General features: G+C 44.5%; 17 protein-coding genes and 2 pseudogenes. 14 read left to right on the top strand and 5 right to left on the bottom strand.

Translation table 11 applies throughout. The features are described 5' to 3' along the window. The first annotated feature begins 36 nt into the window (after positions 1-36). The 4 genes and pseudogenes from F890_RS10390 (at position 37) to F890_RS10375 (ending at position 2,590) form a co-directional block, all read left to right on the top strand. Complete coding sequence (locus F890_RS10390; RefSeq protein ID WP_004646571.1) at positions 37-453, top strand: YeeE/YedE family protein; 417 nt, start codon at positions 37-39, stop codon at positions 451-453. A gap of 1 nt (position 454) precedes the next feature. Beyond that, the gene (locus F890_RS10385) at positions 455-871 is read left to right on the top strand and encodes a DUF6691 family protein (RefSeq protein WP_004646572.1); all 417 of its coding nucleotides are present in this window, start codon (positions 455-457) and stop codon (positions 869-871) included. A 2-nt stretch (positions 872-873) separates the two neighbouring features. Next, the gene (locus tag F890_RS10380) at positions 874-1,746 is read left to right on the top strand and encodes an MBL fold metallo-hydrolase (RefSeq protein WP_004646573.1); all 873 of its coding nucleotides are present in this window, start codon (positions 874-876) and stop codon (positions 1,744-1,746) included. 68 nt (positions 1,747-1,814) lie between these two features. After that, a pseudogene (locus tag F890_RS10375) lies at positions 1,815-2,590 on the top strand (sulfite exporter TauE/SafE family protein). Between the two features lie 168 nt (positions 2,591-2,758). Here the strand turns inward: F890_RS10375 and F890_RS18175 are convergent. Continuing rightward, positions 2,759-3,289, bottom strand: a pseudogene (locus tag F890_RS18175) (transposase); the annotation flags it as partial. 220 nt (positions 3,290-3,509) lie between these two features. On the opposite strand from F890_RS18175, the gene F890_RS10370 reads away from it, so the two are divergent. Next, the gene (locus F890_RS10370) at positions 3,510-4,547 is read left to right on the top strand and encodes a metallophosphoesterase (protein WP_004646578.1); all 1,038 of its coding nucleotides are present in this window, start codon (positions 3,510-3,512) and stop codon (positions 4,545-4,547) included. A gap of 66 nt (positions 4,548-4,613) precedes the next feature. Here F890_RS10370 and F890_RS10365 read toward each other — a convergent pair whose 3' ends face one another. Further along, positions 4,614-5,036, bottom strand: coding sequence for an OsmC family protein (locus F890_RS10365; protein WP_004280142.1), 423 nt, complete (start codon positions 5,034-5,036; stop codon positions 4,614-4,616). A 147-nt stretch (positions 5,037-5,183) separates the two neighbouring features. On the opposite strand from F890_RS10365, the gene crp reads away from it, so the two are divergent. From crp to clpB, 5 genes are all read left to right on the top strand, one after another. Then, positions 5,184-5,891 carry a cAMP-activated global transcriptional regulator CRP gene (gene crp / locus F890_RS10360; RefSeq protein WP_004280141.1) on the top strand — a complete coding sequence of 236 codons (708 nt, stop codon included), beginning with the start codon at positions 5,184-5,186 and terminating at the stop codon, positions 5,889-5,891. Positions 5,892-6,064: 173 nt separating this feature from the next. Then, a complete protein-coding gene (locus F890_RS10355; protein WP_005266792.1) occupies positions 6,065-7,114 on the top strand; it encodes an NADP(H)-dependent aldo-keto reductase in 1,050 nt (349 codons plus the stop codon). Positions 7,115-7,251: 137 nt separating this feature from the next. Continuing rightward, positions 7,252-7,461 (top strand): antitoxin Xre-like helix-turn-helix domain-containing protein, encoded by a 210-nt coding sequence (locus F890_RS19080; RefSeq protein WP_005107328.1) that lies wholly within the window; start codon positions 7,252-7,254, stop codon positions 7,459-7,461. A 25-nt stretch (positions 7,462-7,486) separates the two neighbouring features. Beyond that, the gene (locus F890_RS19245; RefSeq protein WP_243474838.1) at positions 7,487-7,609 is read left to right on the top strand and encodes an MbcA/ParS/Xre antitoxin family protein; all 123 of its coding nucleotides are present in this window, start codon (positions 7,487-7,489) and stop codon (positions 7,607-7,609) included. A 228-nt stretch (positions 7,610-7,837) separates the two neighbouring features. Beyond that, positions 7,838-10,417: an ATP-dependent chaperone ClpB gene (gene clpB, locus F890_RS10345; protein ID WP_005251422.1), complete on the top strand. Its 2,580-nt coding sequence runs from the start codon at positions 7,838-7,840 to the stop codon at positions 10,415-10,417. Between the two features lie 185 nt (positions 10,418-10,602). Here clpB and rlmKL read toward each other — a convergent pair whose 3' ends face one another. Further along, on the bottom strand, positions 10,603-12,807 hold the full coding sequence (gene rlmKL / locus F890_RS10340) for a bifunctional 23S rRNA (guanine(2069)-N(7))-methyltransferase RlmK/23S rRNA (guanine(2445)-N(2))-methyltransferase RlmL (protein WP_004280136.1): 2,205 nt from the start codon (positions 12,805-12,807) through the stop codon (positions 10,603-10,605). 232 nt (positions 12,808-13,039) lie between these two features. Here rlmKL and F890_RS10335 point away from each other — a divergent pair, with 232 nt between their 5' ends. From F890_RS10335 to F890_RS10320, 4 genes are all read left to right on the top strand, one after another. Beyond that, positions 13,040-13,384 (top strand): hypothetical protein, encoded by a 345-nt coding sequence (locus F890_RS10335; protein WP_005251424.1) that lies wholly within the window; start codon positions 13,040-13,042, stop codon positions 13,382-13,384. Between the two features lie 224 nt (positions 13,385-13,608). Next, positions 13,609-14,625, top strand: a complete 1,017-nt coding sequence (locus tag F890_RS10330) for an aspartate carbamoyltransferase catalytic subunit (protein WP_004280134.1) — start codon at positions 13,609-13,611, stop codon at positions 14,623-14,625. A gap of 10 nt (positions 14,626-14,635) precedes the next feature. Continuing rightward, on the top strand, positions 14,636-15,871 hold the full coding sequence (locus F890_RS10325; protein WP_005266789.1) for a dihydroorotase: 1,236 nt from the start codon (positions 14,636-14,638) through the stop codon (positions 15,869-15,871). Positions 15,872-16,055: 184 nt separating this feature from the next. Then, entirely contained in the window at positions 16,056-17,546 is a 1,491-nt protein-coding gene (locus F890_RS10320) for an OmpA family protein (RefSeq protein ID WP_005266787.1), read from the top strand. A gap of 54 nt (positions 17,547-17,600) precedes the next feature. On the opposite strand, the gene F890_RS10315 is transcribed toward F890_RS10320, so the two are convergent. Both F890_RS10315 and F890_RS10310 read right to left on the bottom strand, forming a co-directional pair. Then, on the bottom strand, positions 17,601-19,013 hold the full coding sequence (locus tag F890_RS10315) for a short-chain fatty acid transporter (protein WP_004646585.1): 1,413 nt from the start codon (positions 19,011-19,013) through the stop codon (positions 17,601-17,603). Positions 19,014-19,109: 96 nt separating this feature from the next. Next, positions 19,110-19,748, bottom strand: coding sequence for a CoA transferase subunit B (locus F890_RS10310; protein WP_005104503.1), 639 nt, complete (start codon positions 19,746-19,748; stop codon positions 19,110-19,112). Position 19,749: the final 1 nt, after the last annotated feature.

Raw genomic sequence — 19,749 nt, 5'->3', positions numbered from 1 at the left:
ATATAAAAAAGTATATTGTATAGAGATTGATTCACCATGCATGACTTCCTCATCGCATTTATTGGCGGTTTAATGCTCGGACTTTCTGTAGTTGGCTATCTTTACGTCAATGGCCGTATTGCAGGGATCAGTGGCTTGATTGGGCAGGTATTAAACTCAAAAACCGTATTTAAAACGCCTGCGATCTGGTTTTTATCAGGTTTGATCCTCACACCGTTTATTTATGGTCTGTTTGTACAACCAGAAATCGAATTGAACGCCAGCCCACTGATGATGATTGTGGCAGGTCTGCTGGTAGGTTTTGGAACACGCTTGGGTTCGGGCTGTACCAGTGGTCACGGAATTTGTGGTATCAGTCGCCTGTCTAAGCGTTCTATTGTCGCGACCATGACTTTTATGTTTGCAGGTTTTGTCGCTGTTTACCTTATCCGTCATATCACAGGAGCATTCTAAAATGAAAAATGTGTTTGCCTTTTTATTTGGTGCGCTGTTCTCTGTGGGATTGATGGTATCGGGCATGTCCAATCCGGAAAAAGTACTCGATTTCCTGGATCTGTTTGGCGATTGGGATGCCAGTCTGGCCTTTGTGATGATGGGCGCGATTACTGTGGCCTTTATTCCCTTCCAGAAAGCATTACGTACGGCGCAACCGAAAACAGTATTTAATGAACCTATTGATTTACCTAAAAATAATCAGATAGATAAGAAGCTGATCACGGGTGCGGTTTTATTTGGTGCAGGTTGGGGCATTGCCGGCATCTGTCCGGCGCCAAGTTTCACTTTGATCGGTTTGGGCCACTATCAAGTGCTCTATTTTATTGTAGCAATGCTGGTGGGTGTATGGATTCACCGTAAATGGTCAGGAGCTTAACGATGTCAAATTTACCTATAGTAAAAGATTTTTTTCACGAAGATACCAATACCTTCAGTTATGTTGTACGTGATCCGGCGACCAAAGCCTGCGCCATTATTGATAGCGTTCTGGATTATGATCCGGCATCAGCAAGTACATCCACTATTCATGCCGATAAAATTATTGCCTATATTAAAGAGCAGGGTTTAACGGTCGAGTGGATTCTCGAAACCCATGTCCATGCTGATCATTTAACTGCAGCGCAATATCTCAAAGAAGAACTGGGTGGCAAAATTGCCATGAGCCAGAAAATTGGTATTGTTCAGGAAACTTTTGGCGCGATTTATCATCTAGATATTAAACAATGGAATGCCCAGCAGCTCTTTGATTATTTATTTGAAGATCATGAGTCGTTCCAAATTGGAACATTGAAAGCCTATAACATTCCAACACCGGGACATACGCCTGCTTGCCTGAGTTATGTGATTGGCGATGCGGTTTTTGTGGGTGATACGTTGTTCATGCCAGATTATGGTACAGCACGTTGTGATTTTCCGCGAGGCAGCGCAGAACAGCTTTATGATTCGGTGCAAAGCCTGTTTCAGTTGCCAGAAGATACCCGGGTCTTTTTATGTCATGACTATCTGCCTGAAACACGTGAATCGTATGTGTGTGAATCTGATATACAGACGCAGAAAAAACAGAATATCCATATTCATCAGGGAATCAGTAAAGCTGAATTTGCTCAGATGCGAAATCAGCGGGATTCAGGACTGAGTATGCCTAAGCTGATTCTACCGGCGATTCAGATCAATATGAAAGCAGGACAATTTCCTGAGCCAGAACAAAACGGTGTTTCTTACCTCAAGCTTCCTATTAACTACTTCAAATAAGCTTGTGTCGTGATTCAACAAAAAGTTCAACTTTTATTGAATCATTTTTGTGGATAAGGGAGAGGGCGATGTGGGCATTAATACTTGAAGGGCTAGTTATCGGAGTGCTATTGGGTTTGATCGGTGCCGGTGGCGGTATTCTGGCTGTACCTGCACTGATGACGACCCAGGGTTGGACGGTGGCCCAGGCTGCGCCGGTGGGATTGCTTGCGGTCACGCTGTCGGCCTTGGTCGGAACGTTCGAGGATTTGTTCAAGCGTATTGTACGTTATCGCGCTGCCCTCTGGATTGCTCTCATTAGTATTCCTACAGCGCGTTATGGCGTGCATCTGGCCGATATCGTTTCTCCGGTCTGGCTGACGCTGGCTTTCAGTCTGGTCATGCTGATCGTGGCTTACCGGATCTTTTTTAATAAAGTGACCGATCATGGCAATGCACCGTGCAAGGTCAATCAATCGACCGGTCGTCTGATCTGGAATGTCAAAACTGCTTCGTTCCTAGCAGGTATTGGTGTTGTGGCAGGTTTATTAACCGGTCTGTTGGGGGTGGTTTTGTAATTGTTCCAGCCCTGCGTAAATTCACCGACCTTGATATGCGCAGTATCGTTGCGACTTCCCTGATGGTTATTTTCCTGATTGGTGGGGTCAGTATTTCTGCACACGTGCTGGATGGCTTTCAATATCCTGTTTCGGTTACGCTGACCTTTGTCCTGGCCTGTATTGTCGGGATGTTAATTGGACGCAGTCTGATGCAGCGGATTGACAGTAACAAGGTACAGAAAATATTTGCCACTACCGTGGTTGGGGTGGCGATGTATTTAATCTATTCAGCGCTCATGGGCTAAATAGCCAGTTGTAAATTTAAACTCAAACGCTTTCAATCTACCTGAGCATCGTTTATACAAAATATAATTTTAATGGCCGAGGAAGAATGAAAATGATGAAAACTGCAGAGCAATTGATCCAGAATGCAAAAAGCCGGATTCAGGAAGTCAGCGTAAATGAACTGTTTGAAGCGATGCAAAACCATCAACCAATTGCTCAACCATTTTTATGTCAGCAACATGTCCATTCGATAAAGCAGAACAACTAATTTCACCAAATTGGTTCATCACGATATGTAATTTACAGCCATAAAACCAACCCATAGAACTTTTGCCACGTGATGCGATTTGGGCTAATGATTTATGGCATTGAATACGTTGATTTTTACAAACAGGTAGCGTTGTTGAATCAATCTATAAGTATTGTTTATCTTTGCCTTTCATCAAAGCTACATACAGGGCATGTAGTGCTAATTCATGCCTATTGATCAAGTGAATCATGCGTTGGCAGCAAGGCAAGTGCTTAAATAAAAAGCTTTTATCCAGCTTTAGCCATGTAAAAAAGGCTTTGAAATTATTGAAATGAGAACATTTGTACCAAATGGTGATAAAGCAGATTTCTGAAATTGTGAGCTGAGCATTTCTGATTCTTAGAGAATGATGACTTTGTTTGAGGAACTTCCAATAAGTTGCTTCAAATTTAAGAAAGAAATCATCAATTAAGCAGAATCGGTACTATTGAACATCAGGACTAGAGTTGTGAGTTTGGTTTGGTAACTCAACTGATGGCTCTAGTCCTCTTATTTTTCAAGTCAATTTCTTATCCGTGATTCGGGTTAAATTATTTAAATGATGATTCATTCTGTATTCAGATCTTCATAAATTTAAAGGATACTTATTAGGGATATATTCTGTTTTAGACTTAATTCAGGATGCATAAATGAAGTACTCATTTATACAGCAGGCTTTCACTGGTCCCGTGGATATCGTGGGGGATATTCATGGTGAGATTGCCGCGCTGGAACAACTGATCCAGGTATTAGGTTATGACCGGAATGGTCATCATCCAGAACAGCGCAAACTAATTTTTGTCGGTGATCTATGTGACCGGGGGCAAGACAGTGTTGCGGTGATCAAATGCGTCAAACAGCTGGTAGATGAAGGCTATGCACAATGTGTGATGGGTAATCATGAATTGAACCTATTGACCGATACTTTGCGGGAAGGCAATGGCTGGTTTTTTGGTTCACCGCATCAGGATGATCTGAAACCTTTTGATTCGATCCAAGCCTCAATCAAAGATCGACAATGGATTCTGGATTTTTTAAATAGCTTACCGTTGGCCTTGGAGTCGGAGCAGCTGCGTGTTGTACATGCCTGTTGGCATCAAGGATCAATTGATCAATTACGCAATTCTGGTTTTACTTCGCTTGGCGAAGCCTATGCTGATTTCGTTCAACATACAGCGCTGGATCTGCAAGCCTTAGGTATTAATGAATTCATCCAGATAGAGCAGCAACGCTACCAACACCAGTTCAAAGACCCGGCTGCAACTTTACCTTTATTGCAACATCTCGCAGAAAAAGAGCTACGTGAGCAAATGCACAATCCGATTCGGGTCATTACTTCTGGTGCGGAAAAAATCGCCTTAGAACCGATTTATGCCGGTGGAAGGTGGCGGATGATCGACCGCGTGCCATGGTGGGACAGCTATACCGACCAAATTCCAGTCATTACTGGACATTATTGGCGGAACTTTAAATCTACTGAAGAAAAAACCGGTTTACTCAAATCGATCGATGCACTGCAATGGTATGGACAGCAACAAAACGTATTTTGTGTGGATTATTCAGTGGGTAAACGCTATCTCGATCGTCAACAGGGTGTCGCGTTCAGACATCGACTCGGCGCCTTAAGATTTCCAGAAAATATCTTGAGCTTTGAAGATGGCAATCAGTATTCAGTTCAGCGGTTCTGAGAAAAGGCAATTTTCTGATACAAAAAAAGCAGCTTTTCCAGCCGCTTTTTTTACAGAATCTAGATTTTATTCTGCTTCGATTATTTCATAATCATGGGTGATTTCAACACCGCCATCAGACAGCATTTTGCTGGCAGAGCAATATTTTTCAGCAGAAAGTTCTACGGCTTTTGCGACCTGTTTCTCTTTAATCGCTTTGCCGGTCACTACAAAATGCAAGTGAATTTTCGTGAATACTGCCGGAATTGTATCTGCACGTTCAGCCTTTAATTCGCAGCGTACATCGGTAATATCCTGACGAGCCTTCTTTAAAATGGTAACAATATCAAAAGACGCACAACCGCCCAGACCCGTTAAAAGCAGTTCCATAGGACGGGGACCACGGTTTTCACCACCGTATTCAGCTGAACCATCCATGATAAGGCTATGACCACTTTGAGTTTTTGCTTCAAAAGCAACATTCTCTAACCAATGAACGCTTGTTTGCATTGCAACTACCTAAAAAAAGCTATAAATTTGTCAAGTAACTGTACACTAACATAAATTGGGTTGATACGGAATTTCAATCCCACTGTGTGACAAGTTCACATTAGGTCTTGTGCGATCTATAAATTATCCATAATCGGAACTGTTAGCATGACTTCAAACTTTTCACAATTAAGCACTGATGCGCTTTCTCCGGGGCAATTACCAGAATCCGTGAAAGCACTGTTAAAACGTGCATATATTAATCGTTATCCAAAACGTACCACGATCATTGATGCAGGATCAGAATCTAAATCTTTATATTTAATTCTGAAGGGGTCTGTATCTATCATTCTTCGTGAAGATGATGATCGTGAAATTGTCGTGGCATATTTAAATGCGGGTGACTTCTTTGGGGAAATGGGTCTATTCGAGGTTAATCCACAACGTACTGCGGAAGTTCGTACCCGTGATGTGTGTGAAATTGCCGAAATTACCTATGAAAACTTTCACGAAATTAGCAAGCAATATCCTGATCTGAGCTATGCAGTATTTGCTCAATTAGTACGCCGCTTGAAAAATACCACACGTAAAGTCACTGATCTGGCATTTATTGATGTTTCAGGCCGGATTGCACGTTGTCTGATCGACCTGTCTTCACAGCCAGAAGCGATGATTTTGCCGAATGGCCGTCAGATTCGTATTACCCGTCAGGAAATTGGTCGCATTGTTGGCTGTTCCCGCGAAATGGTCGGACGTGTACTAAAAACCCTGGAAGAGCAGGGCATGATCGAAACCGATGGTAAAGCCATCCTGATCTTTGATGCTTCATTAGAAGAAGCATCTGAAGCAGTGGCAGATGGTGCCATAGACGAATAATCCAGATATTAAAAAGCAAATCTTCGGATTTGCTTTTTTTATGCGTCATTACTCAATACATAAAAATTTAGAACAAGCTTCTCAGAAAAGATGATTTAAGTCTCCCTTATAATTCCGATAGGCTATAGCCCACTTGATCTCAATTCACTGAATAAAATTCACAGGATGTTTTTATGCAATTCAGACCATTGGCGGATACCGGCATTTTTTTGCCAGAAATTTGTTTGGGCACCATGACCTTTGGTGAGCAGAACACACAAGAACAGGCTTTTCAGCAACTGGATTATGCTTTAGATCAGGGAGTGTATTTCTGGGATACTGCGGAAATGTACCCGGTACCGCCAAAACCTGAAACGCAGGGTGCTACCGAGCGTATTATCGGGAACTGGATCGCTGCCCGTGGTGGCCGTGACAAACTTTTTTTAGCCTCAAAAATTGCCGGACCCTCGCAAGGTGGTAGCCATATCCGGGATGGTAAAACTCGTTTCGTTGCCGATGAAATTTCAGCAGCAATTGACCAGTCATTGTCACGCCTGCAAACGGATTATATTGACCTGTATCAGCTGCACTGGCCGCAACGCCCCACCAATTTCTTTGGCAAGCTGGGTTATGGCAATGCTGAAGCGGCAGAAGACCGTACCGGGACAGATCTCGAAGAAACCCTGACCGCCTTGCAGGATGAAATTAAAAAAGGCCGTATCCGTTATATTGGTCTTTCCAATGAAACCCCGTGGGGCACGATGAAATTTCTGCACCTCGCAGAGAAATTAGGTTTGTCCAAATTTGTCAGTGTACAAAACCCATATAACCTGCTGAACCGTACTTATGAAATCGGCATGTCAGAAATTGCCCATTATGAAGGTGTGGGCTTGTTGGCGTATTCACCTTTGGCATTTGGTTATCTGACCGGTAAATTCCGGCATGGTGCACGTCCTGCCAATGCGCGTGTAACACTGTTCTCCCGCTTTAGCCGTTATAGCAATCCGCAAAGTGAATGGGCAACCGAGCAATATGCCCAGCTGGCAGAACAGCATGGCTTAAGTCTTACCCAATTGGCTTTGGCCTTTATCAAGCAGCAGTTCTTTGTGACCAGTACCATTATCGGTGCGACCAATCTGGATCAGCTGAAAGAAAATATTCAGGCATTTGAAATCGATCTATCAGAAGAAATTCTTAAAGCTATTGAAGATATTCACCGTCAGCAGCCGAACCCTGCACCTTAACTTTGTGCTGATTGAAATGCACCCTCCTATGAGGGTGTTTTTATTTTAAGAATTAACAAAGTTGAGTCCACACAACCTAGATGTCAGAAATTAAAAACGGCATAATCAAATGAACATAAGAAGATGAGCTTTAAAAAATGAATCCAGAAGCCACGACATTACCAACTACAGTATTAGTGAAAGCCACGAGTCGAATAGCCGAGCAATTACAGCTTACGCAATCGGAACTTGCTGCCATTCTCGGCGTCCCGGAGCAAGAGGTATTATCGCTTGTGCAAATGGATGATTTAGCTCCGCATACGAGTGAAGGAAAACAGGCACTCGCTTTATTATCAGCAATTGTTTAAGCTTGCTGGTGGCGATTTTGAAGTAATGCGCCTTTTTATCAATTCACCCAATCGCTCTCTAGATGATCAGTTACCACGTAGGCTGATCCAAACGCCGCAAGGATTCAGCCAAGTAATCGATGTTCTGGAACGGATGCGACACATTTAAGTCGTCTTCATTGATCAGAAAGGAAATTCAATACAGGTCATCTGAACAAGCAGATAAAAATTCTATTTGGCGCTCTTGAAATCTGCTTTATATATACCAATATTATTACTGATATTTGTCTTCTAATATAAATTAAGTTTTTGAAAAATATATAAAAATGATTTGAAATTTTATCAAGTGCACCCATATATCCATCAAGTAGAAAATTTGTTGTGAGGAATAACAAGAATGCGTTTTGAAAAATTTACCAATCGCCTGCAGCAAACCCTTTCCGATGCACAATCGCTGGCCATGAGTAAGGATCATACCTCCATTGATGGGATCCATATCTTGGCCACCTTGATGGATGAAGCATCCAATGTCAGCCTGCTGCAACAGGCCGGTGCTAATCTGCGTGAGCTACAAACCAAGCTGCAAACAGCATTGAGCAATGCGGCAACCCTGACCAATCCATCAGCAGATATCAACCTCAGTCCTGAAGCGGCAAAAGTATTGCATCTGGCAGACAGCTTTGCGCAAAAAGCCGGAGATGAGTTTTTATCTACGGATTGGGTGCTGTTGGCGCTGGCAGAAACCGGAAATACCAAAACCTTATTAAATAGTATTGGCGTAAAGGCAGAGACTTTAGGCCAAGTGATTAATCAATTTCGAGGCGATGAAAAAGTCATGAGCAATAATCATGAAGATCAGCGTGATTCACTGAATAAGTACACCATTGATTTAACTGAACGTGCGTTGGCAGGCAAGCTTGATCCTGTGATTGGCCGTGATGATGAAATCCGCCGTACCATTCAGGTCTTATCACGCCGTACCAAAAATAACCCGGTACTCATCGGTGAGCCAGGGGTCGGTAAAACTGCAATCGTCGAAGGTCTGGCGCAGCGTATTATCAATGGTGAAGTGCCTGAAGGACTCAAAGGTAAACGTGTTTTATCACTTGATCTGGGTTCTTTGCTGGCCGGTGCCAAATACCGTGGTGAGTTTGAAGAACGCTTAAAAGCCGTTCTGAAAGATATTGCCAAACATGAAGGCGAAATCATCCTGTTTATCGACGAGTTGCATACCTTGGTGGGTGCCGGTAAAGGTGATGGCGCGATGGATGCCGGTAACATGCTGAAACCTGCGCTGGCCCGTGGCGAGCTGCGCTGCGTCGGTGCGACCACACTGGATGAATATCGTCAGTATATTGAAAAAGATGCAGCGCTGGAACGTCGTTTCCAGAAAGTACTGGTCGATGAGCCAAGCGTGGAAGATACCATTGCGATTCTGCGTGGTCTGAAAGATCGCTATGCAACCCATCACGGGGTACAGATTCTGGATTCCGCGATTATTGCGGCGGCGAAAATGTCACATCGTTATATTACCGACCGTCAGTTGCCGGATAAAGCCATTGACCTGATTGATGAAGCAGCATCGCGCATCAAAATGGAACTCGATTCTAAACCAGAAGCACTGGATAAACTGGAACGCCGTCTGATTCAGTTAAAAATGCAGCTGGAAGCGGTGAAAAAAGATGAAGACTCAGGTGCCAAAGCTGAGATTCAATACTTGTCCGATCAGATCGCCACAGTTGAAAAAGAGTATCATGACCTAGAAGAAGTCTGGCGCGCAGATAAAGCGCTGGTCGAAGGCAATAAAGACGTACAGATCAAACTGGATCAGGCGCGTACAGCACTTGAAAAAGCGCAACGTGAAGGTGATCTGGGCGAGGCAGCACGTTTGCAATATGGCGTGATTCCAGAGTTGCAAAAGCAGCTTGAGCTGGCTGAAAAAGCCGATGAAAGTGCAACGCCAAAATTGCTGCGTAACAAAGTCACCGACAATGAAATCGCAGAAGTGGTCAGTGCAGCCACAGGAATTCCTGTGGCGAAAATGCTGCAAGGCGAGCGTGACAAACTTCTACATATGGAAGAATTTCTGCATAACCGTGTGGTAGGGCAAGATGAAGCCGTAGTTGCGGTGTCTAATGCGGTGCGCCGTTCACGTGCCGGTCTGTCAGATCCGAACCGTCCAAGTGGATCATTCCTGTTCCTGGGGCCAACGGGTGTGGGTAAAACAGAATTGACCAAAGCCTTAGCGAACTTCCTGTTTGACAGCGACGATGCCATGGTGCGTATCGATATGTCAGAATTTATGGAAAAACATTCGGTCAGCCGTTTGGTTGGTGCGCCTCCGGGCTATGTCGGTTATGAAGAAGGTGGGGTGCTTACTGAAGCCGTACGTCGTAAACCGTATAGTGTGATCTTGTTTGATGAAGTCGAAAAAGCGCATTCGGACGTATTTAATATCTTGCTACAGGTACTGGATGATGGCCGTTTAACTGACTCGCAAGGCCGGGTAGTGGACTTTAAAAACTCTGTGATCGTCATGACTTCGAACCTGGGTTCGCAGGATGTACGTGAATTGGGCGGTAATGCCACTAAAGAAGAAGTCCGTACGGTGGTGATGAATGCGGTATCGGAACATTTCCGTCCGGAATTTATCAACCGTATTGATGAACTGGTAGTGTTCCATGCGCTGGAAAAAGACCAGATTCGCGGTATTGCCGATATCCAGTTGAACCGTTTACGTCAACGTCTGGCAGAACGCGATATGCGCTTGTCGGTAGACGATACTGCCTTCGATCAGTTAATCGATGCTGGCTTTGATCCATTGTATGGAGCACGTCCACTGAAACGTGCAATCCAGCAGCGGATTGAAAATGGTCTGGCGCAGAAAATCCTGGGCGGAGAATTCCAGCCGGGCGATACCATTCTGGTGAAAGCTGAAGCAGGTGAGTTAATCTTTGAAAAAATGAAACTTAACTAAACCGCTTCTCCTTGCAACAAAAAACCCAGCCTAGGCTGGGTTTTTTTTAATCTTATTTTTAACTTCGAGCATTGCAACACTTTTGTATTCTTGTTGCGGCGAGCTTTAAAGCATGGCTTAAAACTCAGCTCAGGGAAAATAAAGAAGATATCAATCGTGATAAAGACAGTTAATTCATCATCAAATTACACTTGCGGATGACGGATTTTCCAGGCACGGTGAATCTTTTGATTCCGCTTGAAGTCAGGTCCAATGGTTTCCTGGGTAATTTCTTCAACATCAAAGAAGGCCAGAATTTCTTCATCCATCTCAAAACCACGATAGTTATTTGAGAAATACAAGGTACCATCAGTGGTTAAGCGGTTCATCGCACGTTTTAACAGGGACAAATGGTCGCGCTGTACGTCAAAGGTCCCGTAGAATTTCTTCGAGTTTGAGAAGGTTGGTGGGTCGATAAAGATCAGCTCATATTGCTCATGACCTTCTTTTAGCCATTCGAAACAGTCAGAGGCAAAGAACTGATGCTGTTCATCCGCATGATCCACGGTTAAGCCGTTCAGAACAAAATTTTCTTTAGACCAGTTCAAATAAGTATTCGACAGATCGACGCTGGTTGTACTTGCAGCACCACCCAAAGCAGCATGTAAACTTGCCGTTGAGGTATAGCTGTACAGGTTCAGGAAGTGTTTGCCTTTTGCTTCACGTGCAATACGTAAACGCATTTGACGGTGATCCAGAAACAGACCGGTATCCAGATAATCGGTCAGGTTGACCAGAATCTTGGCTTGACCTTCCTGAACGATAAAACGCTTGGATGCTGTACTTTGTTTGGTGTACTGGTTTTTACCTTCCTGACGTGCACGGGTCTTGATAAAGATCGCATCACGGCCCAAACCGGTCACGGCACGAATTGCCTGTAAGGCCAGGTTGAAACGTTTTTTGGCTTTTTCCGGATCAATAGTTTTAGGTGGCGCATATTCTTGTACATGCAAACGCTCGCCATACAGATCTACTGCGACGTTAAAATCAGGTAAATCTGCATCATAGAGACGTAAACAATGGATCTGTTCCTTGACTGCCCATTTTTTTAGAGCTTGCATATTTTTGGTCAGACGGTTGGCAAATTCCATCGCACCTTCAATCGGTTCAAACTGCTGAGGCTGCCAGCTTTCTAGGAATGGACGTACCACTGCGGCCGGTTTAACCGTACCGAAGCGGATATAGATCGGCAATTTACCATTCATCAAACGCAGGATTTGCGGATCATTGAACGCTAGCACATCGGCCTGTTCCACTTGGGAGGCAATCACAGCCGCTTTTTGATTCGGGAAATTCTTTTGCAATAAAGCCGATAAACCCAGGTATAAAGAACGGTTTTGCGCTTTATCGCCGAGACGTTCGCCATATGGCGGGTTGGTCACGAAGAATACTTTCTTGCCTTCTGCATGGAAATCAGGCCAGTCATTTAAAGTCCGTTCTTCGATCATGATATTGTCGAGAGCAGCTTCAAAACCCGCCGCGATAATATTTTGTCTGGTGGCTTTAACCGCTTCCCAGTCCGCATCGAAGGCATAGAATTGTGGTAATGGATTTTCCATTGCCGCTTGATGACGTTCAGCAGCTTCGGCCTTGATGCTCATCCACAGTTCATGGTCATGGCCATTCCAGCCATTAAAACCGAAACGACGGACCAGACCCGGTGCACGGTCGGTCAAAATCATTAGGGATTCAATAATAAAGGTACCTGAACCACACATTGGATCGACAATGATGTCCGGATTTAACGCTTTTAAACCACCTTTTTGCAGAATCGCAGCGGCCAGGTTTTCCTTGATTGGGGCGTCAGTCATAAAGCGGCGATAACCGCGTTTATGCAAAGAGTCGCCAGACAGGTCCAGGCAGTAAGTATGTTCTTTCTTGCCTGCCAGAATATACATGGTAATTTCAGGCTGTTTGGTATCAATGCTTGGACGTTTGCCTACGGCTTCCATAAAGGAATCTACGACACCATCTTTGGCACGTAAAGTCGCAAACTGGGTATTGACCTTGATATCACGTTCGACATGCAAACGAATCGCAAAGGTACTTTGTGGTGCAAAAATCAGCGACCAGTCAAAGCTGAGAGCCCCTTCATAGAGTTCTTCTGCCACATCACGCGCATCATGAGAAAATTCAATTTCATGCGTGTGGATCGGCATCAAGACACGTGAAGCCAGACGTGACCACATGCAGATACGATAAGCATTTTCCAGTGTACCTTTAAAGGTTAAACGGCCTGGAAAACGCTCAATATTCTGAACACCTAAGCCTTGTATTTCTTCTTCTAATAAGGTTTCCAGACCATCGGCACAGGTGACCCAATAATTGCTTAAACGTGGAGAGGTATTCATATAATAGAGAGACCAAAAAAGATAAATAAAAAACTGCGCTAAGTTTACCGTATTTTTATATTGAAAGCTTTTGAAATTCTCTGAAAGGCCGTGGCATGTGATAGAGAAAAATAATATTCACACTATAAATTGAGGAACTGGTATGCATTTTGCTCTATACATGGCAAATCAGGCGGTCAGTCGATGGGGAGCGATGGCTGCCTGATTTTTCAATTTTATAATGGGGGTTAAGATGTTAGAGAATCAGTTACGCAACCATGACGCTTTTTCAGTGGCCACTTTAATTTATGCACGTTTACGACGGGTTTCCGGTCGGGTAATTGATGCAATTTATCTGGCAGAGAACCTGGATTATGCCCGGCATGTGATTCAACTGGCAGAGCAAACCCAGGATCCAGATTTGAATCATCTGATCCAGCGCCTCAAAATGGTACTGGAGATTTCTGAAACAGCACAAGACTCACAAACAGAATCTGCACATCCGATCCAGCAGGAAGGGCTGATCTCGGTCGAACCGGATGAAGACGATATCTATCGTGCACAGGTGTCACATCGGTATATTGGTGCACTGCGTTAAACCTGAGATGGGTGTGAATGCTCCAGACTGAAGCGCCCGTTGGTTTTGTACTTAAAATCAGCAAGATGCAAATCGGGTTAAATTATGTTATTGAAAAAATACAAAGGAATCTGATTTTTTGTTTTTATTGTTCAGATGCTTTTTGTACAAGTAGCAGCATGGCCAACTATAAAAATTCGCCAATCTCTGTATAATATGTTGACTTAACGCATAAGGAATCTCTCATGCACTTGGCGGCATTGCATACACCGAGCCAGATTCAACTCAATAAAGAAGGTAATCTAAAACACTTCTTGACCATCGAAGGTCTTTCTAAAGAAACCCTGACAAAAATATTGGACACTGCACAGTCCTTTTTTAATGACCAAAATCAGCTGATCACCAATAATTTGCTCGAAGGCAAAACGGTGATGAACCTGTTCTTCGAAAATTCAACCCGTACCCGCACCACCTTTGAAGCCGCTGCCAAGCGCCTTTCTGCCAACGTTCTCAATATCGATATTGCCCGTTCGAGTACTTCCAAAGGTGAAACCCTGCGTGACACCTTATGGAATCTGGAAGCCATGGCGGCCGATATTTTCGTGGTGCGTCATTCATCTTCAGGGGCAGCGCATTTTATTGCCAAGGATGTCTGTCCAACAGTGGCAATTATTAATGCCGGTGATGGCCGTCATGCGCATCCGACTCAAGCGATGCTGGACATGCTGACCATTCGCCGCGAAACCAATAAAAAATTCGAAGAAATGTCGATTGCCATTATTGGCGATATCAAGCATTCACGTGTCGCGCGTTCAGATGTGGCTGCCTTGCAAACTTTAGGTTGCCAGGATATCCGGGTGATTGCACCGAATACCTTGCTGCCATTGGGTTTTGAAGAATATGGCGATGGTGTTCGTCTATTTAACAATATGGAAGACGGCATCAAAGACTGCGACGTGATCATTACCTTACGTATTCAAAACGAGCGTATTGATTCTCCGGCACTGGCCTCGCAAGCAGAGTTCTACAAAATGTATGGCTTGAATAAAGAACGTCTTGCCATGGCCAAACCGGATTGTATCGTGATGCATCCGGGACCAATGAACCGCGGCGTTGAAATCGACTCAAGTATTGCGGATGGTCCGCAATCTGTGATTTTGAAGCAGGTGACCAATGGTATTGCCGTGCGTATGGCGGTGTTGGCTTTATCGATGCAAGGCCAGTTACAAGAACAAGGTTTGATTGAAGCGATTGCGGGTTAAGGAATAAGTCATGACTATTGTAAAAATTGAAAATGTCCGTGTTCTTGATCCGATCCAAAACACTAATTCTATCCAGACCGTGTATCTGGAAAATGGTAAATTCGTTGCAGAAACAGCAGACGTCTTTGAAACGATTGATGGTCAAGGCAAATGGTTAATGCCAACCATGGTCGATTTGTGTGCGCGTTTACGTGAACCGGGTCAACAGCAACACGGTACGCTTAAGTCTGAAGGAAAAGCGGCACGTGAAAATGGCATTTTGCACGTATTTACGCCACCCGATTCAAAGCCAATCGTACAAGATAATGGTGCGCTGATTCATGGTCTGGTCGAAAAAGCCATGCTGGATGGTGGGATCTATCTTCAAGTGATTGGTGCGCAAACCCAAGGCTTAAATGGTCAACAACCGGCAAATATGGCGGGCTTGAAAAAGGGCGGTTGTACTGCGGTTTCCAATGCCAGTGCGCCGTTTGCCAATGATGATGTGGTATTACGTACACTTGAATATGCTGCAGGTTTAGACTTGACGGTGGTGTTCTATGCAGAAGAACCACAAATTGCCAAAGACGGCTGTGTGCATGAAGGCTTTATTGCTTCACGTCAGGGCTTGCCGATGATTCCGGCACTGGCTGAAACCGTGGCGATTGCCAAATATCTGTTGATGATTGAAGCAACCCATGTACGTGCACACTTCGGTCTGTTGTCTTGTGGTGCATCAGTCGAATTGATCCGTATTGCCAAGGAAAAAGGCTTACCGGTGACCTGTGATGTAGCGATGCATCAGTTACATTTGACCGATCATTTGATTGATGGATTTAACTCTCTTGCACATGTACGTCCGCCACTCCGTTCTGAGCAGGATAAAGAATTACTGCGTCAGGGTGTAAAATCAGGTGTGATTGATGCGATTTGTACTCATCATGAACCGCTGAGCAGCTCTGCGAAAATGGCGCCGTTTGCTGAAACGCAGCCAGGTTTCACTGCTTTTGATACCTATGTGCCTTTTGGTCTGCAACTGATTCGTGAGGGTTTGTTGACCCCACTGGAATGGGTGGAAAAAGTAACCTTAGCTCCGGCACGTGTTGCACAAATGGCAGATCGATGGATAAATGAATCAGGCTGGGTGCTGCTAGATCCGGAACTGGAATGGACCCTGAATAAAGAAAGCATCGTGTCACAAGGTAAAAATACCCCGCTAATTAATCAAAAAGTGCTGGGTAAAGTTGTTCAAACTTTTACTGCTTAAGTGATCCCAATTTTATAAAAGTCAGCTTCGGCTGGCTTTTTTTATTTTTAAATTCTGTATCAGTAAAATGAGTGCTCAATAAAAATAGTGAAACTTTATGATATTCATACAATTATTTACATTTTAAAAAAATGGGGATCGTTACACTGATTAAATATTAAACATTATTAGAAAAATCAAAAGAATGGTGACGATTATGAATATAGACTTTATAGAACGCTTAAAAAGCGATGTTACGGCGATTGTGCTTCAAGGTGAAACCGAGCATTTATTTGCCAAAGATCAGGCACTGACTCAATTCTATCCTATATTTTTAAATATATTGCGTGCACGTCCAGCCTGGATTGAGAATCTTGGTCAGCAACTCAATCCAAAAATCCATGAATTATTCAATGCAAACCCGGCACTCAAGCAGCAATTTCTCGATCAAGTGGATCAGAGCGCGCCGCAAGATGAAATAGAGCATACCTTGAACCGGTCAATTGTACCGACCATGAATTTTTTACAGACTGAAGCAGGTGCTTCGAGTCCGGAAGCGATTAGCCATTTGCTGGAAACCCACGCCGATTCGATTCAGCGCGCATTACCCCTTTGGGCTGGCCCTATTCTGGCAGCGCTTGGAGTTTCACCCTTGGCAGGGCAGAATTTAAATCAGGAACCTGTATTGGCGGAGCAGACCATCATTGTTCAGGAAGAAAGAAAAACCGGCTTTTTATGGCCGTTTATTATTTTTCTGATCCTGGCGGGTTTGATCCTGTTTTTGGTTCGTAGCTGCATGCAGGATGATGTTGAAGATTCAAATACCCAAGCGACCAGTGAAGTTGCTGCAGCTCAGCCTGCATCCTTGCGATTAAGTACAGGCAGTAATGGCGAAATTTTCAGTTGTCAATTACAGCTGAATAATCCGCAGTATATGGAAATTTTGCAAAACGAGATTAAACAGATCTTTAATTATAATATTGGTTGTGGGGCGCTGAGCAGTGAGGTTTATCATTCAGAATTTATTGATCAGGATACTATTCCGACTGTGTTGAGAACAATGCAGGGAATGCCAAATGTGTCACTTGACTGGATTGGCAATCAGGTTTCAGTGCGTGCAGCAACCAATGCAGAGGCCGAGCGTCTGGCAGCACAAATTCGTAGTCTGGCCAAAAATGTCACAGTGGTGACCCAGCAGCCGCTCAATAGAAGTGACGTGATTAATACCGCCAATAGTGAGGCAGAACAAGCCTTGGCCAGTATCAAGACCGATAATGTTAAAGCGCTGGATGTGGCGACTGCACTGAATTTACAGATCATTAATTTTGATACGGCATCGACTGAAGTTCCCGAGGTCAATAAATTGGTGCTGGATCAGGCTGCTGCATTATTGCAACGAGCACCGCATGTCATTCTGAAGGTTACAGGACATGCCGATGCTCAGGGTAGTGAAGCAGAAAATAAGGTGCTGTCTGTGCAACGAGCTCAAGCGATTACCAGTTATCTCGTTGGAAAAGGGGTCAATCCTGCACAGTTACAGGCAGTTGGCATGGGAGAGGATCAGCCGGTTGAACCCAATGCCACACCTGCCGGACAGTTTCAGAATCGTCGCGTGACCTTTGAGGTCGTGAATACCGAAACGGGAATTGTACGTGAAGTAGATGATGAAGGTGTAGTTGAGAAGACAGGAAATTAAGAGAGCGGCCTAAATAAAAAAGGACGAATTTTCGTCCTTTTTTATTATCTTAAATTAAGAAAATACCGGCGGGCTATAAGTCAATGTCCGACCAAGGAACCATAGCAGGAACAGTACCAAAGGCAGATGGAAAATCAACTGGGTCACCGTAAATCCAATCACATCTTTGGCTTTTAATTTCAGGATACCCAACATCGGAAGCATAAAGAATGGATTAATCAGATTCGGCAAGGCTTCTGCCGCATTATAAATCTGTACCGACCAGCCCAGATGCACTTTCAGGTCATGCGCAGCCTGCATCACATAGGGCGCTTCGATAATCCATTTCCCTCCGCCAGAAGGAATAAAGAAACCCAGAATCGCCGAGTATAAGCCCATCACAATGGCAAAGGTTTCCTGCGAGGCAATGGAAACAAAGAACTCGGCAATGTAATGTGACAATGACAGATCGGCCGGGTTTAGCGCATTGGTCATCATAAAGGCAATACTGCCATACAGCGGAAACTGGATCAGTACCCCAGAAATGGCGGGTACGGCTTTGGATACCGCATTCAGGAAATTTCGCGGTGTACCGTGTAAGGCCACGCCCAAAATCAGGAAGATAAAGTTATAGGTATTTAAGCTGGAAATGGCCAGAATCGGATTGCTTTTGGAAAATTCGTTAAACATCCAGACTGCGCCCAGAATCACAATCAGAATGCTTAAAATGGGTGAATTTTCCAGCCAATCCCCCGGTCTTTTTTCGGCAGATACTTCCGGTTTTTCTTCTTCAATCTGAATCGGGAAGTGCTCAATGGTTTTAATGTCAGACCCTTTAGGTGCTGACCAGTAAGCAATCGCAATTGAAGCTACAATCAGTACCGCCGTCATGATCATGGATTGCGGCAGGAAAATGGTTTCGGTAAATGGAATCACGCCCGTCAGATTATAAATCGGTTCAGGCAGACTGCTTTTATTGGCCTGTAACTGTGCAGCTGAAGAACTGATGCCCAGTGCCCAGGTCGCACCCATCCCGATAATCGCGGCAGCCGCAGCAGCGCGGTAATCCATGTTAAGCTCTTTACGCTGTGCCAGTGCAATCACTAGGAGTGCAGTCAGTACAGTACTCATGGCCCAATTAATCAGAGAAATTAACAGGCTGACCGTGGCGACCAGGACAATCGCACCACGACCGGAATGTGGCAGGCGCGCCATTTTCTGGATCAGAAGCTGGACAGGCTTGGACACCGAAACCACATAACCGACCACGATCAGCATGCACATCTGCAAGGTAAAGGGAATCAGGCTCCAGAAGCCGTCACCAAAGGAAATCGCGACATCCTGTGCCGGTGCACCAATTCCGATAGCGGCAATCGCCACAATGATGACGCCGAGCAGGGCAAAAATATAAGAATCCGGAAACCATTTTTCAGACCAGTCGCTGACGCGCAAGGCGAAGCGCTGCAAAATATTTTGTTGAGTTTGCATGATTAAAATCCATTTATTCTGCGATTATTATTTTGAAATGAAACGGCTATATATAAAAAAGCCCTTAAGATGCTTCATTCTTAAGGGCTGGCTGGATCAGGCAGCATTACGTAATAGCGCTACCCCAGTGACTTTTTGAATCTCCTCAAAACTGACCTCTGGTGCCAGTTCAACCAGTCGAATTCCATCAGGACTAACATCCAGTACACCGAGGTCGGTAATAATCCGGTTGACCACAGCTTGACCAGTCAGCGGCAAGCTACATTGCGGTACAATCTTCGGTGTACCATCTTTGGCGCAGTGTTCCATTAAGACCACGACTTTTTGTACACCCGCGACCAGATCCATGGCACCGCCCATGCCTTTGACCTTTTTACCCGGAATCATCCAGTTGGCCAGATCACCAGTTTCAGACACTTCCATGGCTCCCAAAATGGCAATATTGACATGACCACCACGGATCATGGCAAAGGAGTCGGCACTTGAGAAAAATGAAGCACCTTTTCGCGCGGTAACCGTCTGTTTACCGGCATTGATCAGGTCGGCATCGACAGTTTCCTCGGTTGGAAATTCACCAATCCCCAGCAAACCATTTTCCGATTGCAGCCAGACATTGATATTTTCCGGAATATAATTTGCGACTAGCGTCGGCAGGCCAATCCCTAAATTGACATAGAAACCATCTTCAAGCTCTTGTGCCGCGCGCTGCGCCATTTCATTACGTGTCCAAGCCATG

This window comes from Acinetobacter sp. CIP 64.7, assembly GCF_000369745.1.
Lineage (GTDB): Bacteria > Pseudomonadota > Gammaproteobacteria > Pseudomonadales > Moraxellaceae > Acinetobacter > Acinetobacter fasciculus.
The sequence above is the reverse complement of the archived record's forward strand: the minus strand, read 5'-3'. Positions and strand labels throughout refer to the sequence as shown.